The organism is Provencibacterium massiliense (assembly GCF_900169495.1).
GTDB lineage: Bacteria > Bacillota > Clostridia > Oscillospirales > Ruminococcaceae > Harryflintia > Harryflintia acetispora.
On record NZ_FWCH01000012.1, the window covers coordinates 733,821 to 756,378 of the forward strand.

The following is a 22,558-nucleotide window of genomic DNA, read 5'->3' on the forward strand; positions in this document are numbered from 1 at the left end:
CCTTTTTGATAGGCGGCTGGCTTCAGCCGCCTATCGTTTATCCCGGGACCGTTTATTAAGGAGGAAATCTAGTCCATGAAAAAGCAGAAGTACACCGTCCCCAGGGTAGCGCTGTCCACCATCGGCTCGGTCCTCATCGCCATGATCTTTTGCGGGATCGTCACCTTTTCGATCGGCATGATCTTCAAGAGCACGCTCTGGAAGATCGTCATGCAGCTGCTTAATCTCTTGATCTTCGTACCCATCGTCTATTCTCCCAGCTGGTACTGCGGGGACCGGGACAGCAACTCGGCCGCCTTTGGGCACGGGCAGATCGATCCGCTCAAGGGCCTCAAAATCGGCCTTTTCGCCATGATCCCCTTTGCGCTCATGCCGGTGGTGCTGGTGCTTATCAAGCTCGCCATCCTGCCGGGAGACGTCGGAGTGCTCGCCGGGTCGATCTTCAGGATCCTCAACATCCATATGCTCTTTACCATCAACGCACTGCTGGAGCCCGGCATTGCGCCCGAGCAGATGTCGTGGCTGTCGATCGTCGCCATCTGGCTGCTGCCGCTGGTGATTCCGGCCGTGACCTCCTTTGCCTATCACCTGGGGATCAAGCACATTTCGATCAGCGACAAGATCATCTTTGTCAAAAAGGACCAGAAGAAGAAACACTGAAAGTCATATCCAAAACCCCCGGCCGCATAACATAAAGGGAGACTCGTTATGTTGGGAGGGTGTTTATGCGCCGGTTTCGGTTTCGTGCCGTGTTTCTGCTGCTGGCCTGCTATGTTGCGGTGATCTCCTTTGCCATCTCCCGTATGGGGGATTCCCTGATGGTGGGCGGGGCGCTCGAGGTGGATCCGCTGGTCATCATCGACGCCGGGCACGGCGGCTTTGACGGGGGAGCGGAAGGGCTTGGCGGTATTGTGGAAAAGGACGTCAACCTTCCCATCGCGCTCAAGCTGCGCGACCTGCTGCGGGCGGAGGGCTTTCGGGTGATCATGACGCGGGAGAGCGACGTGTCCACCTGCGATGAGGGCCTCGGCAGCATTTCGGAGAAGAAGACCAGCGACATCATGAACCGGTACGAAATCCTCAAAGAGAATCCGGACGCCATTTATATTGGGATCCATCAGAACAAATTTCCTGAAAGCTCCTCCTTCGGCGCGCAGATGTTCTACGGCCCGCGCTCCGAGCAGAGCGAAATCCTGGCGGGGATTTTGCAGCAGAACTTTCGCGAACTGCTCCAGCCGGAAAACAAGCGGGAGCCCAAGAAGGCGGAGAACAACATTTTCCTGCTCTACCACGCCCCCATCCCGGCGGTGCTCATCGAGTGCGGGTTCGTCTCGAACCCCGGGGATGCGGCGAAGCTGGTCGACGAGAGCTATCAGAACAAGCTGGCCTATGTAATTTCCGGCTCCCTGCTGCAGTACATTGAGCAGGGGTATTATCCCCAGGTGGAGCCCGAGCTTTAAACCCAGATAAGGACGTGAAAACATGGCGAAGCCCAAGACGGTATATGTGTGCAGCCAGTGCGGCAACGAGACCGCCAAATGGTATGGAAAATGTCCCGACTGTGGGGCGTGGAACAGCATGGAGGAGACCGTGCGCCAGCCCGAGATCGAGGTCGCCAAGAAGCACAGCCAGGTGCATACCGACTACTCCGGCGCCACCGAGGTGGTCACCATCCAGGACATCGTGGCGGACGAGGAGTCCCGCCATAAGACCTCGATTAAGGAGTTGGACCGGGTGATGGGCGGCGGGATCGTGCGCGGCTCGGTCACCCTGCTCAGCGGCGATCCGGGGATCGGGAAATCGACCCTGCTGCTGCAGATGTGCCAGCCGCTGTGTCAGTCGCTGCGGGTGCTGTATGTATCGGGCGAGGAGAGCGCCAAGCAGATCAAGCTGCGCGCCCGCCGCCTGGGCGTCGATTCGCCCAACCTGCTTGTGGCGGCGGTCACCCAGGTGGGGGCGATCCTGGGAATTATCGAAAAGCACAACCCCGACGTGGTGATGATCGACTCGATCCAGACCATCTACCTGCCCACGCTCAATTCCTCGGCCGGCACCGTGACCCAGATCCGGGAGTGCACCCAGCTGCTGATGACCTGTGCCAAGAGCCGGGAATTCCCGCTCTTTCTGGTGGGGCACGTCAATAAGGACGGGGCGATCGCCGGGCCGAAGGTGATGGAGCATATGGTGGATACCGTGCTCTATTTCGAGGGGGAGCGGCATCTGGCGTTTCGCATCCTGCGCGCGGTGAAGAACCGCTTCGGCTCGACCAACGAGATCGGGGTCTTCAAGATGGGCACCATGGGGCTTGAAGAGGTGGGGAACCCCTCGTTCGAGATGATCTCCGGCCGCCCGCAGGACGTTTCGGGGAGCTGTATCGCCTGCGTAATGGAGGGCTCCCGTCCCATCCTGGCCGAGGTGCAGGCGCTGGTCTGCAAAAGCGGCTTCGGCACGCCGCGGCGGATGTCCACCGGCTTCGATTTCGGGCGCAGCGCGCTGATCATCGCGGTGCTGGAGAAGCGCTGCGGCTACTTTTTCGGCAACCTCGACGCCTATATCAACGTGGTGGGCGGCCTGCGGCTGGACGAGCCCGCCGCCGACCTGCCGGTAGCGATGGCGCTGATCTCCAATCTGATCGACAAACCGATCCCCTACGACTTTGCCGCCTTCGGCGAGATCGGCCTGACCGGCGAGCTGCGTTCGGTTTCCCATGTCGACCTGCGGGTGAACGAGGCCTACCGGCTGGGCTTTCGGCGCTTCGTCATCCCACGCACCGCCATGGGCCAGCTCGGCGAGCTGCCCTCAGACATCCGGCTGATCCCCGCTTCGAATCTGCGCAGCGCCTTTTCCAGCGTCTTTGAGGGGTAGGGGCGAAAAGAAGCTGCATTCCTTTTCCTGAACGCTCACCGGCTCGGAAATACCCTCCAGGGCGCAGTAGCCCTCCCGCTGATGCCGGCAGTGCTTGCTGCATGGGACAAGGTTCATATTTGGCCATTCCTTTCCAACCTGCATTCGTGCGTCATTTCTATAGTGTGTTTTCTTATGACGCGGTTATGCACAACAATTTGTTTTCCTCTGGAACATAAATACCTTCTGTTTTGACACAATAATCAGAGAGTTTCTCGCGGATTAACGGGTCAATGCAGGAGGTTTTCGTTTGAAAGGTTACTTTCAAACACAGAGTTTTGTGGCAATTTCGCGCAGCGTAACCGGCACAAAACGTCCAGAAAGGAATGGTTTTTTAAATGCGACTGAAGGTACTTACACTGACAGGTGCCCTATTGCTGCTGTTTGCGACGGCGTTCCTCCCCGGCGCCGTCCTGTCAGGCGTCAAACAGGCCGACTATCTGCGCGCCGGGATACAGGTCTGGGCGCAGGAGACCAGCTGCACCGGCGTGGTGGAGCAGCCGGTTAGGAAGCAGGTCTTTTTGAGCACGCCGGTGATTGCGGACAGCGTACTGGTTTCGGTCGGGGACCAGGTGGAGGAAGGGGAGGTACTCGCCACCATCGACACCGGAATGACCAAGGACGTCCTCGCCCAGTCGGTGATGGTCAAGAAGGAAGCCTCCGCCCAGCAGGAGACGCCCGACCTCGGCGAAGTGGAGAAGGTGGCCTCCCTCTACGGGATTTCCGTCTCCCAGCTCATCCCGCTGCTGGGCGGCGGGGAGGCCTCCCAGGCGATCGAAGCGGTCTATGAAGCGCCTCAAACGGTGGCGGTGCCGCAGATGCTCCTCTCGCCCATGAACGGTACGGTGACCGACGTCGCCATGCAGAGCGATGTGCTTACCCAGGCGACGGGACCGGTCTTCACCATCGCGGACAGCTCCCGCTTTACCGTGCGCGCGCAGGTCAGCGAAAACCAGATCGGGGGGATCGAACCGGGGGACGAGGCACTGATCAGCGGGCCCGCCTTCGGCGGGCAGGAATACCATGGGGTGGTGGAATCGGTCGCTCCCACCGCCAAGCGTACTCAAACCGCACTCAGCGAGCAGGCCACGGTGGACGTCGTCATCTCGGTGCTCGATCCGGACGAGCGGCTCAAAAGCGGCTGCTCCGCCACCGCCGAGATCATCTCCCAGCACGCCCAGGAACTGCTCACCCTGCCCTATGAGGCGATCAACCAAGATGAGGAGAACCATGAATATGTGCTGGTGTATCAGGGGGGACGGGCCGAAAAGCGGGTGGTAACCACCGGACAGGAGCTCAGCGACAGTGTGCAGATCACCGCCGGGCTGGGGGAGCAGGAGGTTGTCCTCCTGCCGCAGGAGCCCCTTTCGGAGGGCCGCGCCGTGCGGCTGGGGGAGGAAGTAGTGCGTGATTGATTACATCAGGTGCAGCCTTCGCTCCCTCGGGCGCAAGAAGCTGCGCACCCTGCTCACCATCGTTTCCATTGCTATCGGCGTTGCCTCGGTGGTGCTCATCTCCTCGATCGGCAACATCGGCCGGCAGACCATCAACCAAGAGCTGAGCAGCTTAGGGCTGGATGGCATCACCATCGGCAAGGCGCGCAAGGACGCCGTCTCCCCCCTGCGCGGGGAGGAGCTTGCGGCCATCCGAGACTCCAAGGGGGTCCTCAAGGCGACCGGCCTCAACTTTTCCTATACCGATCTTTATATGCGCTCCCTGGTGGCGCAGGGGGTGGTCTTCGGGATCGATGAGGACACCGACAGCTTTATCTCTCTCGAACCGCTCTATGGGCGCACCATCGGGCGGTGGGACCTGCGCGCGGCGGCGCGGGTCTGCGTGGTGGATCAGAACGTCGCCACCGCCTTCTATAAGCGGGAAAATATCGTGGGCAAGACGATCTGCCTGTCTCTGGGCGGGGTCAAGGAGAATTTCACCGTCGTCGGGGTGGTGCGCTCGGGCGGGAACATCCTGCAGGGGCTGATGAGCAGCTACATCCCCTCCTTCGTCTACATTCCGGGCAGCACCATGCAGCAGATCACCGGGCAGACGGATTACGACCAGGTCGCCGTCAAGCTTGAACCGGGCCGCTCGGCACAGCAGACGGGGGAGCAGATCGTCCGCTCCCTCGAGGCGCGCAGTCATATCAAAAACGGCTACCGGGCTCAAAATATCGCGCAGCAGAAGGATACCCTCAATAACCTTTTGGAAATTGTCACCCTGATCCTTTCCCTGATCGCGGGGGTATCGCTGGTGGTGGCGGGGTTGGGGATCATGACGGTGATGCTCGTCTCGGTCAACGAGCGCACCCACGAAATCGGGATCAAAAAGGCCATCGGCGCCCGGCGGCCGATCATTCTGCTGGAATTCTTAGTCGAGGCATTTACCATTACCCTGCTCGGGAGTATAATAGGAGCGGCCCTCGGAATCGGGATGGTGACGGCAGGCTGCGCCCTGCTGCAGGTGGAGACCACCATCAGCCTGCCGCTCGTGTTCTGCTGCATTCTCTTTTCCGTCCTGGTGGGGGTGATTTTCGGCGTCTATCCGGCCTCGATCGCGGCGAAGCTGCGCCCGGTGGATGCACTGAGGAGTATATGAGCCCTTATGACGACAGAGTTTCCGGCACGGCCGCACCTGCCCGGAGGGCGGGTTACTCTCGCGGCCGTGTCGGGGGAATACCCGCAGGTAATCCGGGCGCTGCACACCCTTGGAATCGAGACGGTCGCTCTTGGACGCAGCCCGCGGCTGTCCGGTCCGGTGGCATATCATGCCGACATGCGGCTCTTCCATCTGGGCGGGGACGAAATCATCGCCGAGCGGGGAGATGGGCCTCTTTGCGACCGGCTGAGGGAGCATGGCTTCCAGGTCTATCCGTCTTTCCGGGAACCCGGCGGCAGCTACCCGCACGATGTCCCGCTCAACTGCCTGATGCTCGGCGGCCGCCTGTTTGGGCGGCTTGACGCTGCGGAACCAAGAATCCTCGATTTTTGCCGGCGGGAAGGCCGAAAACTTATTGATGTGCGGCAGGGATACGCCAAGTGCTCGGTCGCGCCGCTCACCGCCTCGGCCGCCATAACGGCGGACCGGGGTCTTTGGCACGCGCTGCAAGGGGAGGGGATCGAAACGCTGCTCCTGTCTCCCGGCGGGGTTCAGCTCGCAGGCTATGATTGCGGTTTCATCGGCGGATGCTGCTTCCTGGCTGAGCCGGACCTCCTCTGTTTTTTCGGCGACCTCGGCCGCCATCCCGAGGGGAAGGAAATTCGGGATTTTTGTAAAATATATGGCATTTCCGTTCGCTCGCTCTTTTCAGGGCCATTGTTGGATGTTGGTTCGGTAATTCCACTAAAATGCGAATTGTGATTGTGAAAATTTGTTGTATTTTGTCGAATTTATTGCTATAATGATTCCGACATAATTTATGGGGGATCACTATGACAAAATGCTTCTTCCAACTTCTTTTTACTTTCTTATTGCTGTTTGTAACCTTCTTTACAGCTTCCGCCCAGCAAACTGTCGTCGATCATCCGGCCGACAGCCAGCTAAGCCCTGTACTGGATTTTATAACGATTGAAAACGGCCCGCCTGTTAGCGGGCTGGACTTTGACAGCTATTATCAACTGAACACGCCGGGTCTTTATCGTGGCACCGTCACCTATCATATCGAAGACGTCAGCAAAGTGTCCGTCCTGGCGCTCTCCCGCAACGGCAGCTTCGCATCCATCTATCAAAGCGGGCTGATCCGCGGCTACAATTCCTCCAACCTGGGCAGCGACCCTTTCCGCCTGAGCTTGCAACCCGATAATGACCTGCTGCTCGCGATCGGCAATTTCGGGACTTTCTGCTGCTATCTCAATCAATACAGCTTCGCCTTCGGCCGGGTGGAGCTCGACGCTTCCAAGGAGGTTTTTCCTTACGGGGTGAACATCCTGTATTCGTCGGACGGAAGCCGCTTTACCTCCACCCAAGGGAAGTTTTCAATCAAGGAAACGGTCGGCTCCGGGCGGTACGTTTACCTGGAGGAATACTCCGCTCCCGTTCCAAAAAGCGCGCAGTTTATCCGGCTTGAGGTGATGAATGCGCCCTACCTCACCGCGCCGGACGGAAGCAAGTCGAGGAATACCGAATCGCTGCTCGCTGTGCTGCAAACTACCTTTTTGATCGAACCGGACGAACCCTCCAGCTCCTCGTCGGATTCGTCCGAGGAAAGCAGTTCCTCAAGCTCATCCAGCAGTTCTTCGAGCCCGTCGGGCGACGACAGCTCGTCAACCTCATCGAGTTCTTCCGAAAGTCCCGGGTCTGATGTAAGTTCTTCGTCCTCCGAACCAGGCGGCTCAAGTGGGGAGGATGGGCCCAACATTATTTATCCCTCCGGTTCGTCCGGCGGCAGAGAGAGTTCGTCCAGAACGCGCTCCTACAACAACAAAGTGCATCTTGCGCCAAATGTTCCGAAATCAGAAGAGAGTGCGGGCCGCACCGGTACGGGAGGCGGGAGCGTAAGGCGCAGCTCTTCCGCGGCGGGCGCCGCTGCGCCGGCCGCAGGGGACTCCTATGTGATGTCCAATTCCTCCTCCGATTCCTCGTCCGAGGTTACGCTCGGGGAATCCACCCCGTCCGCTTCCTCCTCCAGCGAGGAGGAAAGGGAGGAACTGGACATCACGAAAGGGGTCAAAGATTCCAACGACATCATCGAAAATCCCGGCGCAATGGAGATATTCTTTGTCACGATTTACGCTGTCGGCTCTGTCGCCCTCTTCGGAGGCTTCGTCGTCCCGAAGCTGCTGCAGCAAATCCGTTTGAAGGGGCAGGGCAGAAAAAAGAAATGATTTTTACGGGCCATAGATAAATGATCTATGGCCCGTAAGTTTTCATTTTATAGGGGTCTGCCTTTTTTGATAAAAATGAGCTTGCACTTTTGTGCAAATTAATATATATTATAATAGTAGTCTTATGGGTTTGAAAGGCCCAGGTTCGGGAGGATTGTAGATGACGGTTGCTCAGAAAAACCTCTGCATGGGCTGTATGTCCCAGAAGGATTATGACGGCCCCTGTAAAAAATGTGGATACCAGGATAAATCCACCTACAACGTCGACTATCTACCGCCGGAGACGGTGCTGAGCGGGCGTTACCTTGTGGGCAAACTCCTCTCCTCCAACGGGGAGAGCGCGGTTTATATCGGCTATGACCTGGAAACGGACGGCAAGGTCTGGGTGCGGGAACTCATGCCTTATGACCTGGTATCGCGCAACCACTCCACGCTCCAGCTGCGTCCGATCAAGGGATGCGAAACCAAATACAAGGGGATCGTCGCCGAGTTCGAGGATCTCTTTAAAACCCTGCAAAACCTGAATATCAAGGGTACCAGCCAGGTGCTGGACGTCTTTAGCGAACACAGCACCATCTATGTGGCTTTCCGTTACATCAACAGCATGACCCTCGGCGAAATTCTTAACCGCTGCGGCGGCGAAATCAAATGGGCCAACTGCAAAAAGACCTTCATGCATCTGCTCAACACCGTTTCGTTGGTGCACAAGAAGGGGCTGATCCACGCTGGGATCAGCCCGCAGACCATCCTGATCGACGAAAAGGGGACGCCCTATCTCACCTGCTTTGCCATCAACGAGGCGCGCAGCGACAACAGCGACATCAGCTGCGAGCTCTTTGACGGCTACAGCGCGCCCGAGCAGTACGACAGCAAGCACTGGTACGGGGAGTGGACCGATGTCTACGCGCTGGCAGCTGTGCTGTACCGCACCATCACCGGGACCATGCCGCCCAATTCCCAGGGGCGCAAGCTCAACGACAATTTGGTCGACGCCATTGAGCTGGATGAAAACATCCCGGAAAATGTCTCCGAGGCCATCCACGACGCCATGCGGCTGTCCACCGACAAGCGGACCAAAACGGTGGACGGTTTTACCTCGCGCCTGCTCGATTGCACCTCCTCCAATACCGCCATCTATAACGCGGATATGGTGGACGATGTGCAAAAGCGGCTGCTCAACTTTTCGGAAGAGCCGGAAGGGGAGCCGCAAGTCCCGATAAAAGCCGAGGATGCCCCCCTCAGCCGCAAGGAGCGCAAGGCCCTCAAAAAGGCGGAGAGGCAGGAGGGTCATAAGAAACGCCACCGGCGCAACACCTTTCTGACCGTCTTTATCCCGATGGTGCTGACCACCATTGTACTCGGCGTGGTTATCTGGCTATTCATCTCCTACAAATATGAGGAGATCCACCAAGGTGTTGCAAACTATGTTTCAAACGGAGACACCTCCAGTGATTCCTCCAGCGCCTCGGCCAGTTCCGCGGTGGAAGAGGCCGGCGGCGTGCCCAATTTTGTCGGGCAGTACATCGACATCATTACCTCGAACACCGATTATAACGCCCGGTTCGAGTTTTCCATCGTCCACGAATACAACGACCTTTTTCCGGAGGGAGTGGTCTATGACCAGTCCCCGGCAGCAAACACCCCAATGCTCAATAAAGGCACCATCATCCTGTCGGTCAGCAAGGGTTCCAAGACTGTAAAGCTTCCGAACCTTACAGGGAGCACCGTCGATTTGGCCATCCAGACCCTGACCGATATGGAGCTGAAATACAAGGTGATCTACGTCATCAAGGACGAGTATGTGGAAGGGCAGGTCGCTTATACCGAACCGGCGGCGGATACGGTGGTCAATATTGGCGACGAGGTTTTGATCTTTACCAAGCAGACCGCTGGCGTGAGCTCCTCGGGGGACGAAGACGAGGAAAAGGGATCTTCTTCCAGTGGTAAATCGAGCAGCAGCTCCAAGGCTTCCTCCAAATCTAAAAAATCAAGCTCTCAGGAATCGAGCCAGGTAGAGCCGCATTTTGCATCCAAAGACTAAAATAAACCCCCGGCACGGGAATCCGTGCCGGGGGTTTTTAATGTCTGACGGCGTCTCTGTTTCTATAGGGCCGCCGCCTTATCTTTTTTGGGTTTCGCTTTCTTCTGAGCCTTTTGCAGCTCGGCAAAATGGTCGCAGCAGACGTTGAGCACGCATCGATCGCACTGCGGCCGGTTGGCCACGCAGACCGCCCGTCCATGGAGGACCAGCCGGTGGCAGAAATCGCCCGAACGGTCCAGCGGCAGAATCTCCCGCAGCTGCATCTCCACCTTATATGGGTCCTTGCCCTTGGAGAGCCCGAGCAGGTTGGTGATCCGGATACAGTGGGTATCGCAGACCACCGAATCCTTGCCGTAAATGTCGCCAACCACCAGATTGGCCGTCTTGCGGCCCACGCCGGGGAGCTTGACCAGCTCCTCGATGGTGTCCGGTACCTGGCTCTGGTAGACGTCGCGCAGCATGACCGCCATATTTTTGAGGTCCCGTGCCTTGGTCTTATACAGCCCGCAGGGATGGACAATCCGCTCGAGCTCCTCAAGATCCGCCTCGGCAAAGTCGTCGATGGTCTTATATTTTTGGAATAATTCCTTGGTCACGATATTGACCCTCGCATCGGTGCACTGCGCCGACAGCCGGGTGGACATCAAAAGCTCGTGCGGCTTTTCCATATCGTGCTCCAGCGAGCAGATGGCATCCGGATACGCCTGTTCCAGCAAATCCACCGCCATCAACGCTTTCTTTTGCAGCTTATTCATCCTCATGCTCCTTTTTCTTATTCTGTTCCAGCGCCTGCAGAGCCCTCTGGCGCTCGGTTTTGATCTTCACGTTGGCCAGCGGGGACAGGGAAGCAGCCCGTTCGATCTGCTTGTCCGAAACATGGGTGTATATCTCCGTGGTGGACAGATTGGAATGCCCCAGAATCTCCTTGAGCGCCCGGATGTCAACCCCGCCGTGCTGGTACATCAGGGTGGCCGCCGTATGCCGCAGCTTATGCGGCGAGTAACCCTTGCCGTCCAGGTCCGAGACGGCGAGGCCGCTTTGCACGATTTGCTCGACCCGGCGCGGCGTAATCCGCCGCCCCTGGCCCGAGACGAACAGGGCATTCGGCTCCTTTTTGGAGGGCTTGCGTACCTTGATGTACTGTTTTAAGGCGTTCAGGCAGGCATCGTTCAGATAGACCACCCGCTCCTTGTTGCCCTTGCCCAGCAGCCGCAGCGAATTGTCCCGGATGTCCTGCACGTCAATCCCGCACAGCTCGCTCAGGCGCATACCGCAGTTTAAGAACAGAGTAATGATGCAATAATCCCGCTCATAGTTTTTCCCCTCCGGAAGATTGACCAAAAGCTCCAAACTTTCCTCAAGGGTCAGATACCGCGGCATCGCCCGTCTGGTGGAAGGCATTTCCAAATCCTTCATGGGATTTTCTTCCAAAAACTGTGTTTTTGTTGTGATGTACTTATAGAACGAGCGCAGTGCCGAAACCTTGCGCGCACGGGTATTGGCGTTGTTTTTTCGTTCGGAGAGGGTATAGTTGAGATAAGCGTAAACATCCGAGAGCGTCACCGAACAGATCACATTGTTGGAAAGCCCTGTGATGTCAATCTCATCGATCGAAAGCCCGGGGTCACTGTGAAGAATCTTTACAAACATAATATAACGCAAAAAGAGCCGCAGGTCAACGTGATAAGCCTCGACCGTTTTTGGGGATCGTCCGCGGATGGTCTGCATATAAAAGAGAAAGTCCCGCAACAACTGCGGACAGTCCGCAAATGCCTGATTGGACATCATGTCGCCTCCTTGCCGTTTTTGATTCCCTCTATTTCGCTAAATTTTTCTTTAGCGAAATTATATCATATTTTTTTCCTCCTGTCAAACCTCTCTTCCCCCAAACAACCACAATATTGCCGGGCACAGGCGAAGCCATGAAAAAAGCGCGGAGCTGCATTTGCAGCCCGCGCGCTACTGAATCTTACGCAAAATCTTTGGCCTAAACCAACTGGTATAAACATAGGTCAGGTTGGTAATGGCGAAATCATATATAATAAACATAATATTGCCGAGCAAAATCAAAACCAGCAACGAATACTGCCCAAACATCCCGGTTTCCTCAAGTACCTCGTCAATGCCCATAATATAAATCAGGATGGCATAACAGCCGATCACCGAGGCGTTAAAGATCAAAAACTTGACCAGATATTCAATCAGCCGCGGCCGAAGCTGCTCCAGCTTTGACTTGATAATCGGATAATACCCGAAAAAACCGACAAAGAGAAAGGCCGCCTCTTTTACCGGCACGATGATCAGCGACAGGATTGAGACTGCCACATAGACCAGCGTGGCCGTCGGGCGCCCGTTTTCAAATACCACCGCGATCAGCACGATCCCCGCCAGCGCCGGAAAGGCAAATTGCGTAAAAGGGAACATGCAGGTCATGAACATCAAAAACAGGCAGAGCGAGGCGCAGATGCCGCCCATGGCGACCTGGGTGCTCTTTTTCACCTGTGTCCCCTCCCCTGTCTTCCACCGTCAGCAGCAGCGGATCAAATCGCCGCCCATGCACTCGCAGCAGCAGTCCGCACAGATCAGCCCGGAACACATGTCGCAGGCGCTGCAGCCGCCCGCCATGTTTCCCGGTTGGCGGTAGGGCCCCTGCTCGGTGCCGGGACGTCCGGTCTGACGCTGCCACATCAGGTTGTTATAGGCCGCAGTGTACTCCGGGTTGTTCGGATTCATCCGACAGGCCTGCGCGAAGTGGTTAAACGCCTCGTCCAGCCAGCCGCGGGAATAGAAAACGCTGCCCTTGAGAAAATACCATTCGGCGTCCCGATTGGCCGACGGTACGCCGCCCAGCAGCTCCTCCGCCTCCACCAGGCGGTTCTGATTGATCAGCCTGCGCACATCCGAAAAGGCGCCGGACGTGCCGCCGGAGCGGGCAGAACCGCTGTTACGACGCATTTTCATAATGCTGTCGTACGCTTCATTGACCTCTTTCATCTTTTCCGACGCCAGGTCGGCCAGCGGATTATTCTGGTAGCTGTCCGGATGATATTTTCTCGCCAGCTCCCGGTAAGCCTCCTTGATCTGCTCGTCGGTCGCATTGGGCGAAACTCCTAATACCTTGTATGGATCGGTCATTGATTCTTCCCCTTCTGCCAGATTTACACACCTGTATCTTTTTCTGTCTCGGGGCCGCTGGCCAGCGTCTGCACGGTGGCCTTGAGCCCCAGATTGATCACATTGGATAATATCCCCTCATAGCGGCGCAGCCGCAAAAGATCGAAGGATTTGACAATCTCCCCCATCGTGAGGTTGAGCGAGAAGACGGCTTCCTCCCTGAGTCTGTCCAACGGCAGGCCGTTTGGCGCGCCGCTGCGCAGCACAAAGGGATTGTAGCGTTTTTTCGCGATGTCCTCCCCGATGTCGTCGAGCGCATCGCACAGGTACACCCAACGCCCGAGCAGATACCCTAGGCGGGAAAGCACGCGGCGCTCCCCTTCCTCCTGTGAGAGTTCTTCAAAAAGAAAGGCCAGGCAATTGGCAGTCGGCTCGCTTGCCCGGTCGACACTATCACAATTATTTTGCTCAAGAGCGGCCTGATCTTTCATCTGCTCCCCAATTCGCCGATCAAGCTTTGGATATTCGGCCGCCGCCTTTTTTCGTGCACGGCGTGCAAAGGGCAGCGCCAGGCGGTAGAGCAGCTTTTGGGGATACCTCTCATCCTGGATATTATCCAGAATTTTATAGTAGTAGATGAGCATCGCCACCGAAGCGCTGTAATGCAGGCTTTGGCAGCTGACGCAGCAGGGCTTCTTTTTGAGCGGGTTATACAGGCAATTTTCGGTCTTGAACTGCGGGCTTTCGTCTTTTAACGCCATATCCAGCAGCGCCAAAAAGGTGAAGTCATAGCTGAGCGTCAGCCTCGCAAAGGGGCCGTAGGAATGCGAGAGCTGCTTGCAAAGCCCACAATAGATCGCCTTGTAGGTATCGAATTCACAGATACGAAGCTGCGGCTTCCACGGTTTGATATATCCGAACACCCGGCAAACACACCCTTGCATTGATCGACCGACCGCGGTCTAAACAAATATTATTTTACATCACTCTTCACACTTTTTGATTAACAAAGTGTAAATATCAGGATTATGACGCCCGCAAGCGGGCGCCTCCCGCCTATTCCACGGTAATTTTGATCCGGTCGCTCAGCTCGCTCCCGTCGGTGGTGCTCACCGTGATGACGGCGGTGCCCTCCCCGCGCGCCCGGACCTTCCCGCTTGAGGAGACGGTCGCCACCTCCTCGTCGTCCGACTCATATTCCAGCTCGGCATCGTCCTCCAGGGAGGATGGCGTGATCTCCACCTCGATCTGGTAGGTGTCCCCTTCCTCGAGGGTCACGCGCGACTCGGTGATCTCGATGTCCTCGATCTCCTCATCATTGTCATCGTCCTCGTCGTCGGAAACCACCTCGACCTTGCACTTCTTGGTGTAATCCCCATCCCGGGTGGTCACCGTGACGGTGGCGCTGCCCTCGCTGACAGCCTTCAGCTTCCCGCTCGAAGAGACGTTGACGACATCCTCATCGTCCGATTCCCACTCCACCCGGGTATCTTCGGCGTCCGAAGGCTTCACCTGCGCCTCGAGGCGGTAAGTCTCGCCTACCTTGAGCTTGACGCTGGATTTACTCAGAGACACTCCGCTCACCGAACCGTCGCCCGAGCCGCTGCTCTCATCTTCTTCCTCGTCTTCGTCGATCGGGTCGTCGTTCCCGCCCGATATCCCGGTGCTGATGGTTTTGACATAGGAAGCGACCGAATCCGCAATTGCCTCGGCCACCTTGTCCTGGTAAGAGGATTTGGTCAGCTTTTTGTATTCGCTCTTGTTGCTCAAAAAGCCGCACTCGATGAGGACCGAAGCGAACCGGCTGTCGGTGGTCACCCAATAGCGCGCCTGTTTGGCGCCGCGGTTGTCGGTATCCAGCGCATTGGATACCTGTTTGGACGAGATGCTTGCGAGCGTCTGCCCGAAGGGATAGAAGTAATAGACCTCGCTGCCGGTGGCCGAGGTGTTCACCGAGGAATTGGAATGGATGCTGATATAGATGTTCGCATCGTAGGCCCTGGCCGCCTCCAGGCGCTGATTGAGGGTGAGATAGGGGTCGGTCTTGATCAGCTTGACCTCGGCCCCCTTATCCGCCAGCGCCTCGGCGGTCTTCTCGGCGATGACCGCGTTGATCTCCGCCTCGCTCACGTCCGGATAGTAGCCGGCAGTCCCCTTGTCCTTGCCGCCGTGCCCCGGGTCGATGGCGATCCGCACGTTCGAGATCGAGGTCGGCGGGTTGGTCAGGCGCAGCACCAGCTTGTCCCCCTTGTAATAGGAGTGGTATCCCAGGAAGGAGCCCGACTGGGTGAAGCCCAGGGAAAGGGTGCCCTCCGACCAGTCGGCCGAACGGATGACCGGGTTGTCCGAGACCTTCTGCGACTTGGGGGTCGAGGAGGTGTATTTGAAGTCAAATTTGATCCCGCTGCTGGAATAACTGACCGTATAGGGCACCGGCTGCTGGGTATCCAGCGTGACATAGGTGTACCGCTTGTCGCTGGTAATCTTCATCGACTCGATCACATTTCCAGTAGACAGCTCGCCGGAGGTTTTGTTGATGTCGTCGGCATAGACACGCACCCCGGATTGGAGCTTATAATATTTATAGGTGTCGTCCCCGTTTTTATAGGTGATCATCTCGCCCACCGTATAGTCCTTGGTCCCCTTGGGCAGCGGGAAATAGGCCGGATCGGTCTCGTTGCCCAGCTTGTCCGGCGGGAAGGTCTTGGCCGCCTCGGCGGTCACAACGATCAGATCCCCATCCCCGGCGGCGACCACCGGGTTGATCGAGATCGAGGCCCCCTCCTTGCTGTCCGAAATCCCCTGCCACTGGCCGGAAATTTTGAGCGTCCCGAGATTCTGCTTCTTCCCGGTGGCGGCGGGCACGGTGTACTCCCCAACGAATTTGACGTAGGAGCTGTCCTCGTCGGTGCTGTCGTCGATCGAGGTGTCCTTGCTCATCGGGATCGAGGCTCCGCCCAGCGATGCCGACACCGCCGCATCCTCGTAGGCCAATGCGGTGATCTGCAGCTTCATCCCGCCTTCGAGCGCCACGCTGCCTGTGGGGGATACCTCCTTGATGATCTGCACATTGCGGGTGATTTTAAAGACCTGGCTCTTGCCCTTGTGCTCGAAGGTGAAGGTGTTGAGCCCCGGCTCGAGGTCCTGGGTGGTGGTGAAGTATCCGTTTTCATCGGTGTCCAGCACCTCGCCATTGACGCTGACCTCGAAGTTCGGGTCGGATGCGCCGCGGAAGACCATTACCGGCTCGAAGGTGGAAAACTCCATCTGGTCCGGCTTGGTGACGGCCAGCTCGGTCAGGACATGGTCGACGTTGACCTCGTGCTTGAAGAGCTTGATGAGCAGGTCGGTACTGGTCTGGGGGTTCTCAATGAGACGGAAGAGGCTGTTGAAGATCCCGCCCTCGTAGGCCTCGCACTCCTGGGCATAGATCACCTGCTGGGCGATCTCGTCAGGCGAGGAGAAGCCCGGTGCGTCGGTGCAGACCTTGTCCTCGGGATAAATGACATAGAGCGGCAGGCCGCTCGCCTGCGCCACCTTGGACCACCACTGCGCGACCTCCTGGAAGGGCTCGGTCCCGCTGTCGGTATAGCCGCCCGGGCGCAGGGCAACAAAATCGGCCAGCTTTTCGGTGACGAATTTTTTGGTGTCGGCGTTCCCGCCGCTGAGTGCGGTAAACTGGGCCGCAGTCTGGGTGCCCTCCGGCTCGGCGGCGGCGTTCTCCCACACCCCGTCCACCACGATCCCGACCTGGGTGCCCTTGGCGCTCTCCCGGATCGCGCCGCTGACCGCCGTAAAGAGCGCCTCGCTGTAGGAACGCATATATTCCCGGTAGCCGATCCCGGCCCCGGATTTTATGTAACCGGCATAAGAATCCGGCAGCGTCTCGTTGTAATAGCTGTCGACCAGGATCCCGTCGAGCTGATACTTGTCAGCAAATTTGGCGGCGTTTTCGGCGGCGAAGTCGATCACCCCGGTGTCCACGCTCTCCTGCCGCACAGCGTTTCCGCCCTGGTCGACGGTGCTCGCCTCGTAGACGGCGTAGACGTACATATCCTGCTCGCGCGCCTTGTCCACGATGGTCTGCAGAATGTCGATCTCGTTGGTGGCCGGCTGCATCTCCCCGGTCTGGTAGATGGCCTTCCCATCACCATAGGGCAGCGCCACCACCGCGTTCATGGTCAGGGCTTTCGCCGACTCGAGCGCTTTGGCGATCCCCTCTTCGATTGCCTGCGCGCCGCCGCTGGTGGGATAATCCACCCCCGGCGTGAGATAGACCGCGCGCATCTCGTCCGGGACGTTATAATGGATGTTCTCCTCTTTATTTTCGTCTTTTTCCTCTTCCTCCCCGAGCGCGGGGTCGAAGGACTCCCCGTTGGAGCTCGAGCTTTCCTCTTCCTCGGAGGAGCTGCCCTCCCCGGCGCTTTCGTCTTCGGAGTCGGATTCCTCCTGGGAGGGCTCGTCCGATTCTTCCTTAGAAGAGGGCGCAGCAAACTGCGGCCCCTGCACGGCGGAGCCGCCCTCCTCCCGCGGGCTTTCTGCCTGCGAGGAGGAAGAGGAAGCGCCTACGGGGGCCGCAAAGGGAAAAAGGTCCCGCGCAAAGAGCGACAATGCGCCGATGAGACCGGTCATGACGAGAAATATAAGTACGATGATGACGGTGAACAGGGTCTTATTTCTGAAAAAGCGCTCCAAGCCGTTCTCTCACCCTTTCCTGCATTTGATTCGGTCAAAGAACCTTACTGCATGAGCGCCTTCAAATTGGAAAGCTCCTGCGCCACCTGCCCGCTCACCGCCGCATCCGGGGCGAACAGGGAGGCGTAGCGGTACATGGCGAAACCCCCGTAGCTCTCCTGTTCCCGGCTGGCTTCTACCATCTTGCACAGCAGATCACGAGTGCCGATCCATTCGTTCGAGCCGCTGCCCGCCCACTGGTCCTGGAGCCCCAGCTTATACGGGGCGATCCCGATATACAGCTTGACGGAATCGGATTTCACCATCCGGTCCCACTCTTCCACCGTACGCTGGAAGGGGGCGGATTCGTTTTCAAAGCCAAAGTAGACCTGCGGGCAGATATAGTCCACATAGCCCTCGTTGGCCAGCCACTTGGCCACGTCGATGAATTGCTTGTTGTAATTGTTCTCGTTGTTGCCCTGGGGCGATATGCCAAAAACGGCGCTGCTCTTCGTTTCCTTGACCGCCCGGTAGACCTGCTGCACCAGCGTATTGACGTTCTCCCGCCGCCAGTTGCTCAGCGAGAGCTCCCCTCCTTCTGCCTTGTAGCGGTCATAGGAATCCTGGTCGAAAGCAGCCTCGGTGGTGGGATAGAAATAGTCGTCGAAGTGGATACCCTCCACTTCATAATTGAGCAGGATTTCCCGCACCCCGTTTACGATCAGCTCACGCGCCTTCTCACTCGCGGGATTGTAATAGAGGCCGCCCGAGAAGGACACGACGTCGTCGCTGCCCTCGCTTTGCCACTTCTGCGCCTGGTTCTCCGAGCTCAGCGGCTTGTCGTTGCCGCTCGCGCGCACCCGGTAGGGGTTGATCCAGGCTTCGATGCGAAGCGCGCGCGCGCGGGCCTCCTCGATCATCACCTGCAGCGGATCGAAGCCGGGGTCCTGCCCTTCGGCGCCGCTGGCGACATAGGACCAGGGGAAATAGTCGGAATCATAGAGCGCATCGCCGTTCGGGCGCACCTGCACAAAGACGGTGTTGAAGCCGGCGTCCGCAACCTCGCCGAAGGCGCCGGAGATATTCTGGCGGAACTGCTCTTCACCGAGGCCCTTCAGCATGGTTTCAAATTCGAGATAGGAGAACCAGACGGCGCGCACCTCGTCCGGGCTCTGCACGGCGGGTTTTGTCTGAGTGGCGGCCGTCTCGGTCACACCACTCTCCTCTTCTTCCCCGCCCTCATCGGCCTGCTGCGAGCTGGAGGATTCCTCCCTGCTCTCGTCTCCGAGGCCGGGGTCCTCGTCCGCCGGCGGGTTTTCCGCCGGATATTCGGTCTCGGCCAGTGCCGGGCTGACTATGGTAACGGTTTCGCTGGCCGTCTGATAAGGCGTCTCGTCAGCGGGCTTCGTCGCACAAGATGTCATGACCAGGATCAGCCCGGCCGAAAGAAGAGTGGTGAGAAGTCTGCGCATGGGTTACCTCCGATTACAATTTACAATTACAATATCTGATACGGCTTGTCTTTTTTCGCGTGATGTCCTGTCAAATCCGCATAAAAATACAGCATAATTTTACACCATAGCGCCCGCCAGGTCAATCTTTTTGTCATTCCAATGCTGCCCTCCTGTTATTTTATGATGCACCGCTTGGCGCTTAGAACCCCGCACAAACAAAAGGGGCGTCCGGTGTGACGGGGATTCCCATCACACCGGACGCCCGGGGGCACCGATATTCCCTATGTAATATTAGTGCCCGTCGCCCGAAAAATTGAGCCCGAAGCTGACGCCCAACGCTTGGTTCACCTTGGTCATCGAGCCGTCGTCCAGCCTGCCCATTTTTTCTTTGAGCCTTCTTTTGTCGATCGTCCTCACCTGTTCGAGCAGGACAACGGAATCCCGGGAGAGGCCGCAGTCCGGCGAATTGAGCTCGATGTGGGTCGGCAGCTTGGACTTCTCCTTCTGGGAAGTGATGGCCGCCGCAATCACGGTGGGGCTGAATTTATTACCAACGTCGTTTTGAACTATCAATACAGGCCTGACGCCACCCTGTTCGGAACCCACTACCGGGCTGAGGTCCGCATAGTAGATTTCTCCTCTTTTGACAGTCACGTCTATCACGCTCCGCCTTTCGTGTTATTTTGAACTATCTATAGCATGGTCGCAAATCAAAAAGATTATTCAAGCCGGTCAAATTGATTGACCGCCCGGAAGGGCGCAGCGCCTGCCCTCCCACTTTCATCATATTACCGGCAAAGCGGATTTGACAGCAAAGCGCCCGGCCGAGGATAGCTCTCGGCCGGGCGCTTTGCTTCTTTATGTAGTGGGGGCGCTGTCAAACACCGCCTGAAACTCCAGATTATCGATGGTTATTTGGATGGGTAAAAATTTTCCCTGACCGTCCCGGTCGACCACCAATTCCATCTTGCCATAGTCGGTCTGCAGGTCGATTTGATAGGGGGCCTTCCCGGAGGGGATTTTAAACGAGAGGCCATTGGCGGTGTCCAGGGCGAATTTCAGCAGCCCCGGCACCGAGGTCTTCGGCAGCACCTGGCGGTCCACCGCAAAGCGGATCCCTTCATATTCGGTGCGGTACTCCTCCGGCGCGGTCTCCAGCGTCAGGCCCGACAGGTTCCCCGGCTGTTCCAGCGTGAGGGCCAGCTCCCCGTCCAGCGTGCGGGTCATCCTCCCCTTTAGCTCCAGTCCGGAATAATGCAGCTGCAGTGCACACTCCATCTGCTCGGGCAGCCCGACAGTCCCGCTTTTTTCCAAAGCGCCCCTTTGCGCGCACCCCGCAAAGAGTATGGCCAGAGCGCCCAGCAGAATCAGTCCCCTCGTTTTCAGTTTGCGCATAGAGTACTCCCCTCACGGAACAGGCCCTCAGCGGCCGTTTCTGATGAAAATTTCGGGAAGATCGTCCAGCAGGTCGGGCGGCTGCATACAGTAGCGGGACATCCGGCGGGCAGTCAGGTCCGCCGCGGCCCCATGCAGATAGACCCCGCAAGCCGCGGCCCAGAGCGGATCGAGCCCCTGAGCGAGCAGAGAACCGATCATCCCGCTGAGGATGTCGCCGCTGCCGCCCTTGGCAAGGCCGCTGTTCCCGCTGGTGTTTTCCAGCAGCTGCCCGTCGGGCGAGGCGATCAGGGTGTGCGGGCCTTTGAGCACCACCCAGACGCCGTAATCCTTTGCCAGCGTGCGCGCGGCCCCTTCGCGGTCCCGGTGGACCGCCTCGATCGTACTGCGGCACAGCCGGGCCATCTCGCCCTCGTGCGGGGTCAAAATCACCTTTGCCGGTGCTTCCCGTAGTATATCTATGCCGTGCGCCAGTGCATTTATGCCATCGGCGTCCAGCACCAACGGGCCCTCAAAATGCGGAAGCACCCCGCGCACCAGGGCTTCGGTGTCCGCGTCCAGCCCCAATCCGCAGCCGAGCACCATCGCGCCGTATCCGGCGGCCTCGCGCAGGACGGTCTGCGCCGCCGAGCGGGAGATGCGCCCCTCGGCGTTTTCGGGCAGTACGCTCAGGGTCGGGGTGATCAGGTGGTGGGATATGTTGTTGCACACCTCGGGCGTGGAGGCGAGGGAGACATAGCCGCAGCCGCTGCGCAGCGCACCCATAGTCGCCAGTACCGCCGCGCCGCGAAAGCTGCGGCTCCCGGCGACGAGGTAGAGCTTCCCGGCGCTCCCCTTGTGCAGATCGTCCGCTTTCGGCGGAATATGCGAATAGACGGTTTTTTCATCCAGCAGCGTGCGCATTTCGATCCTCCTCCATCACCACCACGGCGGTGGCATACCGCCGGCAATGGCTGATACTTACCGAAAAAGAGCGCCCGGCCGCTTTTTCCCTGGCTCTTCCCTCCAGCAGCAGGTAAGGCTTCCCACATTCGTCCCGCAGCACCGAGACCTCGCTGAGAGAGAAGCCCCGCACCCCGGTGCCCAGGGCCTTGGAGAAGGCTTCCTTGGCACAGTAATTCCCGGCGGCGGACTGGGCCGGGAAATTCTTTTCCCTGAGCCACTCGATTTCCGCATGAGAAAAGACCCTCGTTAAAAAACGAGGGTTCTTTAAGGATTTTTCCATCCTTTCGATCTCTAAAATGTCGGTGCCGACCGCGATCATTGCGCCGTCCTCTTGACAAAGACCTCGAAGGCAAGCTGGCGGGGAAGGTACTTCTTCATGTTTTCGAGCATGGCCTCGCTCGCATTGAAGACCAGCAGGGTACGCCCGAGCTTGGCGTGGTTGAAGACCGCGTACCATACTTCGGGGTCTTCGGGATTGCTGCAAACCATCAGCTTGGTCTGATAGGTCTTGTTCTGGTGCTCGGCCGCCTTATACTTGCCCAGCTCCTCGAAGGAGGAGCATTTGACAGAGACCAGGCGCTTGCGCTTGCGCTGGGCGATGATCTTGTCCACATCGATGTCGCCGTTGGTCAGCACATACTCGAACTCCACGTTCATCGCGGTGACGAGATACCACATCCCATAGACCGCTCCTGCGATGGCCAGGTACCCGAACATCGAGAAGAAGCCGAGTAGGGGCGAGAGGAAGAAGAGCGCGAACACCAGTGCGATCCCGGTCAGGATAATCAAAACTTTCAGCAGAAGGTCCCGCGGGGTAGAACGTTTTTTGATTAAATACTCCATAAATGTATCGGACATAGCAAATAACCTCCACTTGTCTGTTAAGGTTTAGTATAACATAGAAAAAGAGCCCGTTCAATTACTTTTCTTCTTGCACCCGCCCAAATTTTGTGCTAAAATATTGTCCAACAGCGATAAACACGTTGACTGGGAGAGTAGGACACCCCTCCCCTTTTCAGAGAGGCGCGGCAGTGCTGAAAGCCGCCCAGGGGGATCTGTCTCGAAGTTCACCCACGAGTGGCGCGGCTCAACGGACAATGGTTTCAGTAGGCCGCGACGGTTCGCCCCGTTACAGGACGGCGGGAGTGTCGGCTCCCGGCAAAGTGTTTGCCTTTTTGGGCAAAAAAGCGGGTGGTACCGCGGAAGACGCT

At 57.9% G+C, this 22,558-nt stretch carries 20 protein-coding genes and 1 other annotated feature (1 of these 21 running past the window's edge); of the genes, 8 read left to right on the forward strand and 12 right to left on the reverse strand.

The features are described from left to right. Positions 1-75 precede the first annotated feature (75 nt). From B5477_RS08570 to B5477_RS08615, 8 genes are all read left to right on the forward strand, one after another. Positions 76-660 (forward strand): hypothetical protein, encoded by a 585-nt coding sequence (locus B5477_RS08570; protein WP_079699297.1) that lies wholly within the window; start codon positions 76-78, stop codon positions 658-660. Between the two features lie 65 nt (positions 661-725). Continuing rightward, positions 726-1,460 carry an N-acetylmuramoyl-L-alanine amidase gene (locus tag B5477_RS08575; protein ID WP_079699298.1) on the forward strand — a complete coding sequence of 245 codons (735 nt, stop codon included), beginning with the start codon at positions 726-728 and terminating at the stop codon, positions 1,458-1,460. A gap of 22 nt (positions 1,461-1,482) precedes the next feature. Next, positions 1,483-2,865, forward strand: coding sequence for a DNA repair protein RadA (gene radA / locus B5477_RS08580; RefSeq protein ID WP_079699299.1), 1,383 nt, complete (start codon positions 1,483-1,485; stop codon positions 2,863-2,865). 377 nt (positions 2,866-3,242) lie between these two features. After that, positions 3,243-4,319, forward strand: a complete 1,077-nt coding sequence (locus B5477_RS08585; protein WP_079699300.1) for an efflux RND transporter periplasmic adaptor subunit — start codon at positions 3,243-3,245, stop codon at positions 4,317-4,319. Continuing rightward, a complete protein-coding gene (locus B5477_RS08590) occupies positions 4,312-5,499 on the forward strand; it encodes an ABC transporter permease (RefSeq protein WP_079699302.1) in 1,188 nt (395 codons plus the stop codon). The genes B5477_RS08585 and B5477_RS08590 overlap by 8 nt, the downstream gene beginning before the upstream one ends. Before the next feature lie 6 nt (positions 5,500-5,505). Continuing rightward, complete coding sequence (locus B5477_RS08595; RefSeq protein WP_079699303.1) at positions 5,506-6,261, forward strand: DUF6873 family GME fold protein; 756 nt, start codon at positions 5,506-5,508, stop codon at positions 6,259-6,261. A gap of 71 nt (positions 6,262-6,332) precedes the next feature. Beyond that, complete coding sequence (locus tag B5477_RS14890; protein WP_143533574.1) at positions 6,333-7,724, forward strand: hypothetical protein; 1,392 nt, start codon at positions 6,333-6,335, stop codon at positions 7,722-7,724. A gap of 160 nt (positions 7,725-7,884) precedes the next feature. Next, positions 7,885-9,765, forward strand: coding sequence for a PASTA domain-containing protein (locus tag B5477_RS08615; RefSeq protein ID WP_079699309.1), 1,881 nt, complete (start codon positions 7,885-7,887; stop codon positions 9,763-9,765). Between the two features lie 62 nt (positions 9,766-9,827). On the opposite strand, the gene B5477_RS08620 is transcribed toward B5477_RS08615, so the two are convergent. The 12 genes from B5477_RS08620 to B5477_RS08675 form a co-directional block, all read right to left on the reverse strand. Beyond that, positions 9,828-10,520 carry an endonuclease III domain-containing protein gene (locus B5477_RS08620; RefSeq protein WP_079699311.1) on the reverse strand — a complete coding sequence of 231 codons (693 nt, stop codon included), beginning with the start codon at positions 10,518-10,520 and terminating at the stop codon, positions 9,828-9,830. Next, on the reverse strand, positions 10,513-11,550 hold the full coding sequence (locus tag B5477_RS08625) for a tyrosine-type recombinase/integrase (RefSeq protein WP_079699312.1): 1,038 nt from the start codon (positions 11,548-11,550) through the stop codon (positions 10,513-10,515). The genes B5477_RS08620 and B5477_RS08625 overlap by 8 nt, the downstream gene beginning before the upstream one ends. Positions 11,551-11,724: 174 nt before the next feature. Next, entirely contained in the window at positions 11,725-12,264 is a 540-nt protein-coding gene (locus B5477_RS08630; RefSeq protein WP_079699313.1) for a hypothetical protein, read from the reverse strand. Between the two features lie 27 nt (positions 12,265-12,291). Beyond that, positions 12,292-12,900 (reverse strand): J domain-containing protein, encoded by a 609-nt coding sequence (locus tag B5477_RS08635; RefSeq protein WP_079699315.1) that lies wholly within the window; start codon positions 12,898-12,900, stop codon positions 12,292-12,294. Between the two features lie 23 nt (positions 12,901-12,923). Beyond that, positions 12,924-13,802 carry a DUF5685 family protein gene (locus B5477_RS08640; protein ID WP_079699316.1) on the reverse strand — a complete coding sequence of 293 codons (879 nt, stop codon included), beginning with the start codon at positions 13,800-13,802 and terminating at the stop codon, positions 12,924-12,926. Positions 13,803-13,935: 133 nt separating this feature from the next. After that, positions 13,936-17,574 carry an N-acetylmuramoyl-L-alanine amidase gene (locus B5477_RS08645; RefSeq protein ID WP_079699317.1) on the reverse strand — a complete coding sequence of 1,213 codons (3,639 nt, stop codon included), beginning with the start codon at positions 17,572-17,574 and terminating at the stop codon, positions 13,936-13,938. 44 nt (positions 17,575-17,618) lie between these two features. Beyond that, positions 17,619-19,025 (reverse strand): glycoside hydrolase family 10-like protein, encoded by a 1,407-nt coding sequence (locus B5477_RS08650; protein ID WP_079699318.1) that lies wholly within the window; start codon positions 19,023-19,025, stop codon positions 17,619-17,621. A gap of 273 nt (positions 19,026-19,298) precedes the next feature. Beyond that, entirely contained in the window at positions 19,299-19,661 is a 363-nt protein-coding gene (locus B5477_RS08655; RefSeq protein ID WP_079700438.1) for a type II toxin-antitoxin system PemK/MazF family toxin, read from the reverse strand. A gap of 204 nt (positions 19,662-19,865) precedes the next feature. Further along, entirely contained in the window at positions 19,866-20,402 is a 537-nt protein-coding gene (locus tag B5477_RS08660) for a hypothetical protein (RefSeq protein WP_132084028.1), read from the reverse strand. 27 nt (positions 20,403-20,429) lie between these two features. Further along, positions 20,430-21,305 (reverse strand): NAD(P)H-hydrate dehydratase, encoded by an 876-nt coding sequence (locus B5477_RS08665; RefSeq protein WP_079699321.1) that lies wholly within the window; start codon positions 21,303-21,305, stop codon positions 20,430-20,432. Continuing rightward, positions 21,286-21,666 carry a holo-ACP synthase gene (acpS, locus tag B5477_RS08670; protein ID WP_079699322.1) on the reverse strand — a complete coding sequence of 127 codons (381 nt, stop codon included), beginning with the start codon at positions 21,664-21,666 and terminating at the stop codon, positions 21,286-21,288. The genes B5477_RS08665 and acpS overlap by 20 nt, the downstream gene beginning before the upstream one ends. Next, positions 21,663-22,205 (reverse strand): DUF6106 family protein, encoded by a 543-nt coding sequence (locus B5477_RS08675; protein WP_079699324.1) that lies wholly within the window; start codon positions 22,203-22,205, stop codon positions 21,663-21,665. The genes acpS and B5477_RS08675 overlap by 4 nt, the downstream gene beginning before the upstream one ends. A 116-nt stretch (positions 22,206-22,321) precedes the next feature. Then, positions 22,322-22,558: a binding site (T-box leader), on the forward strand (it continues 24 nt past the right edge of the window).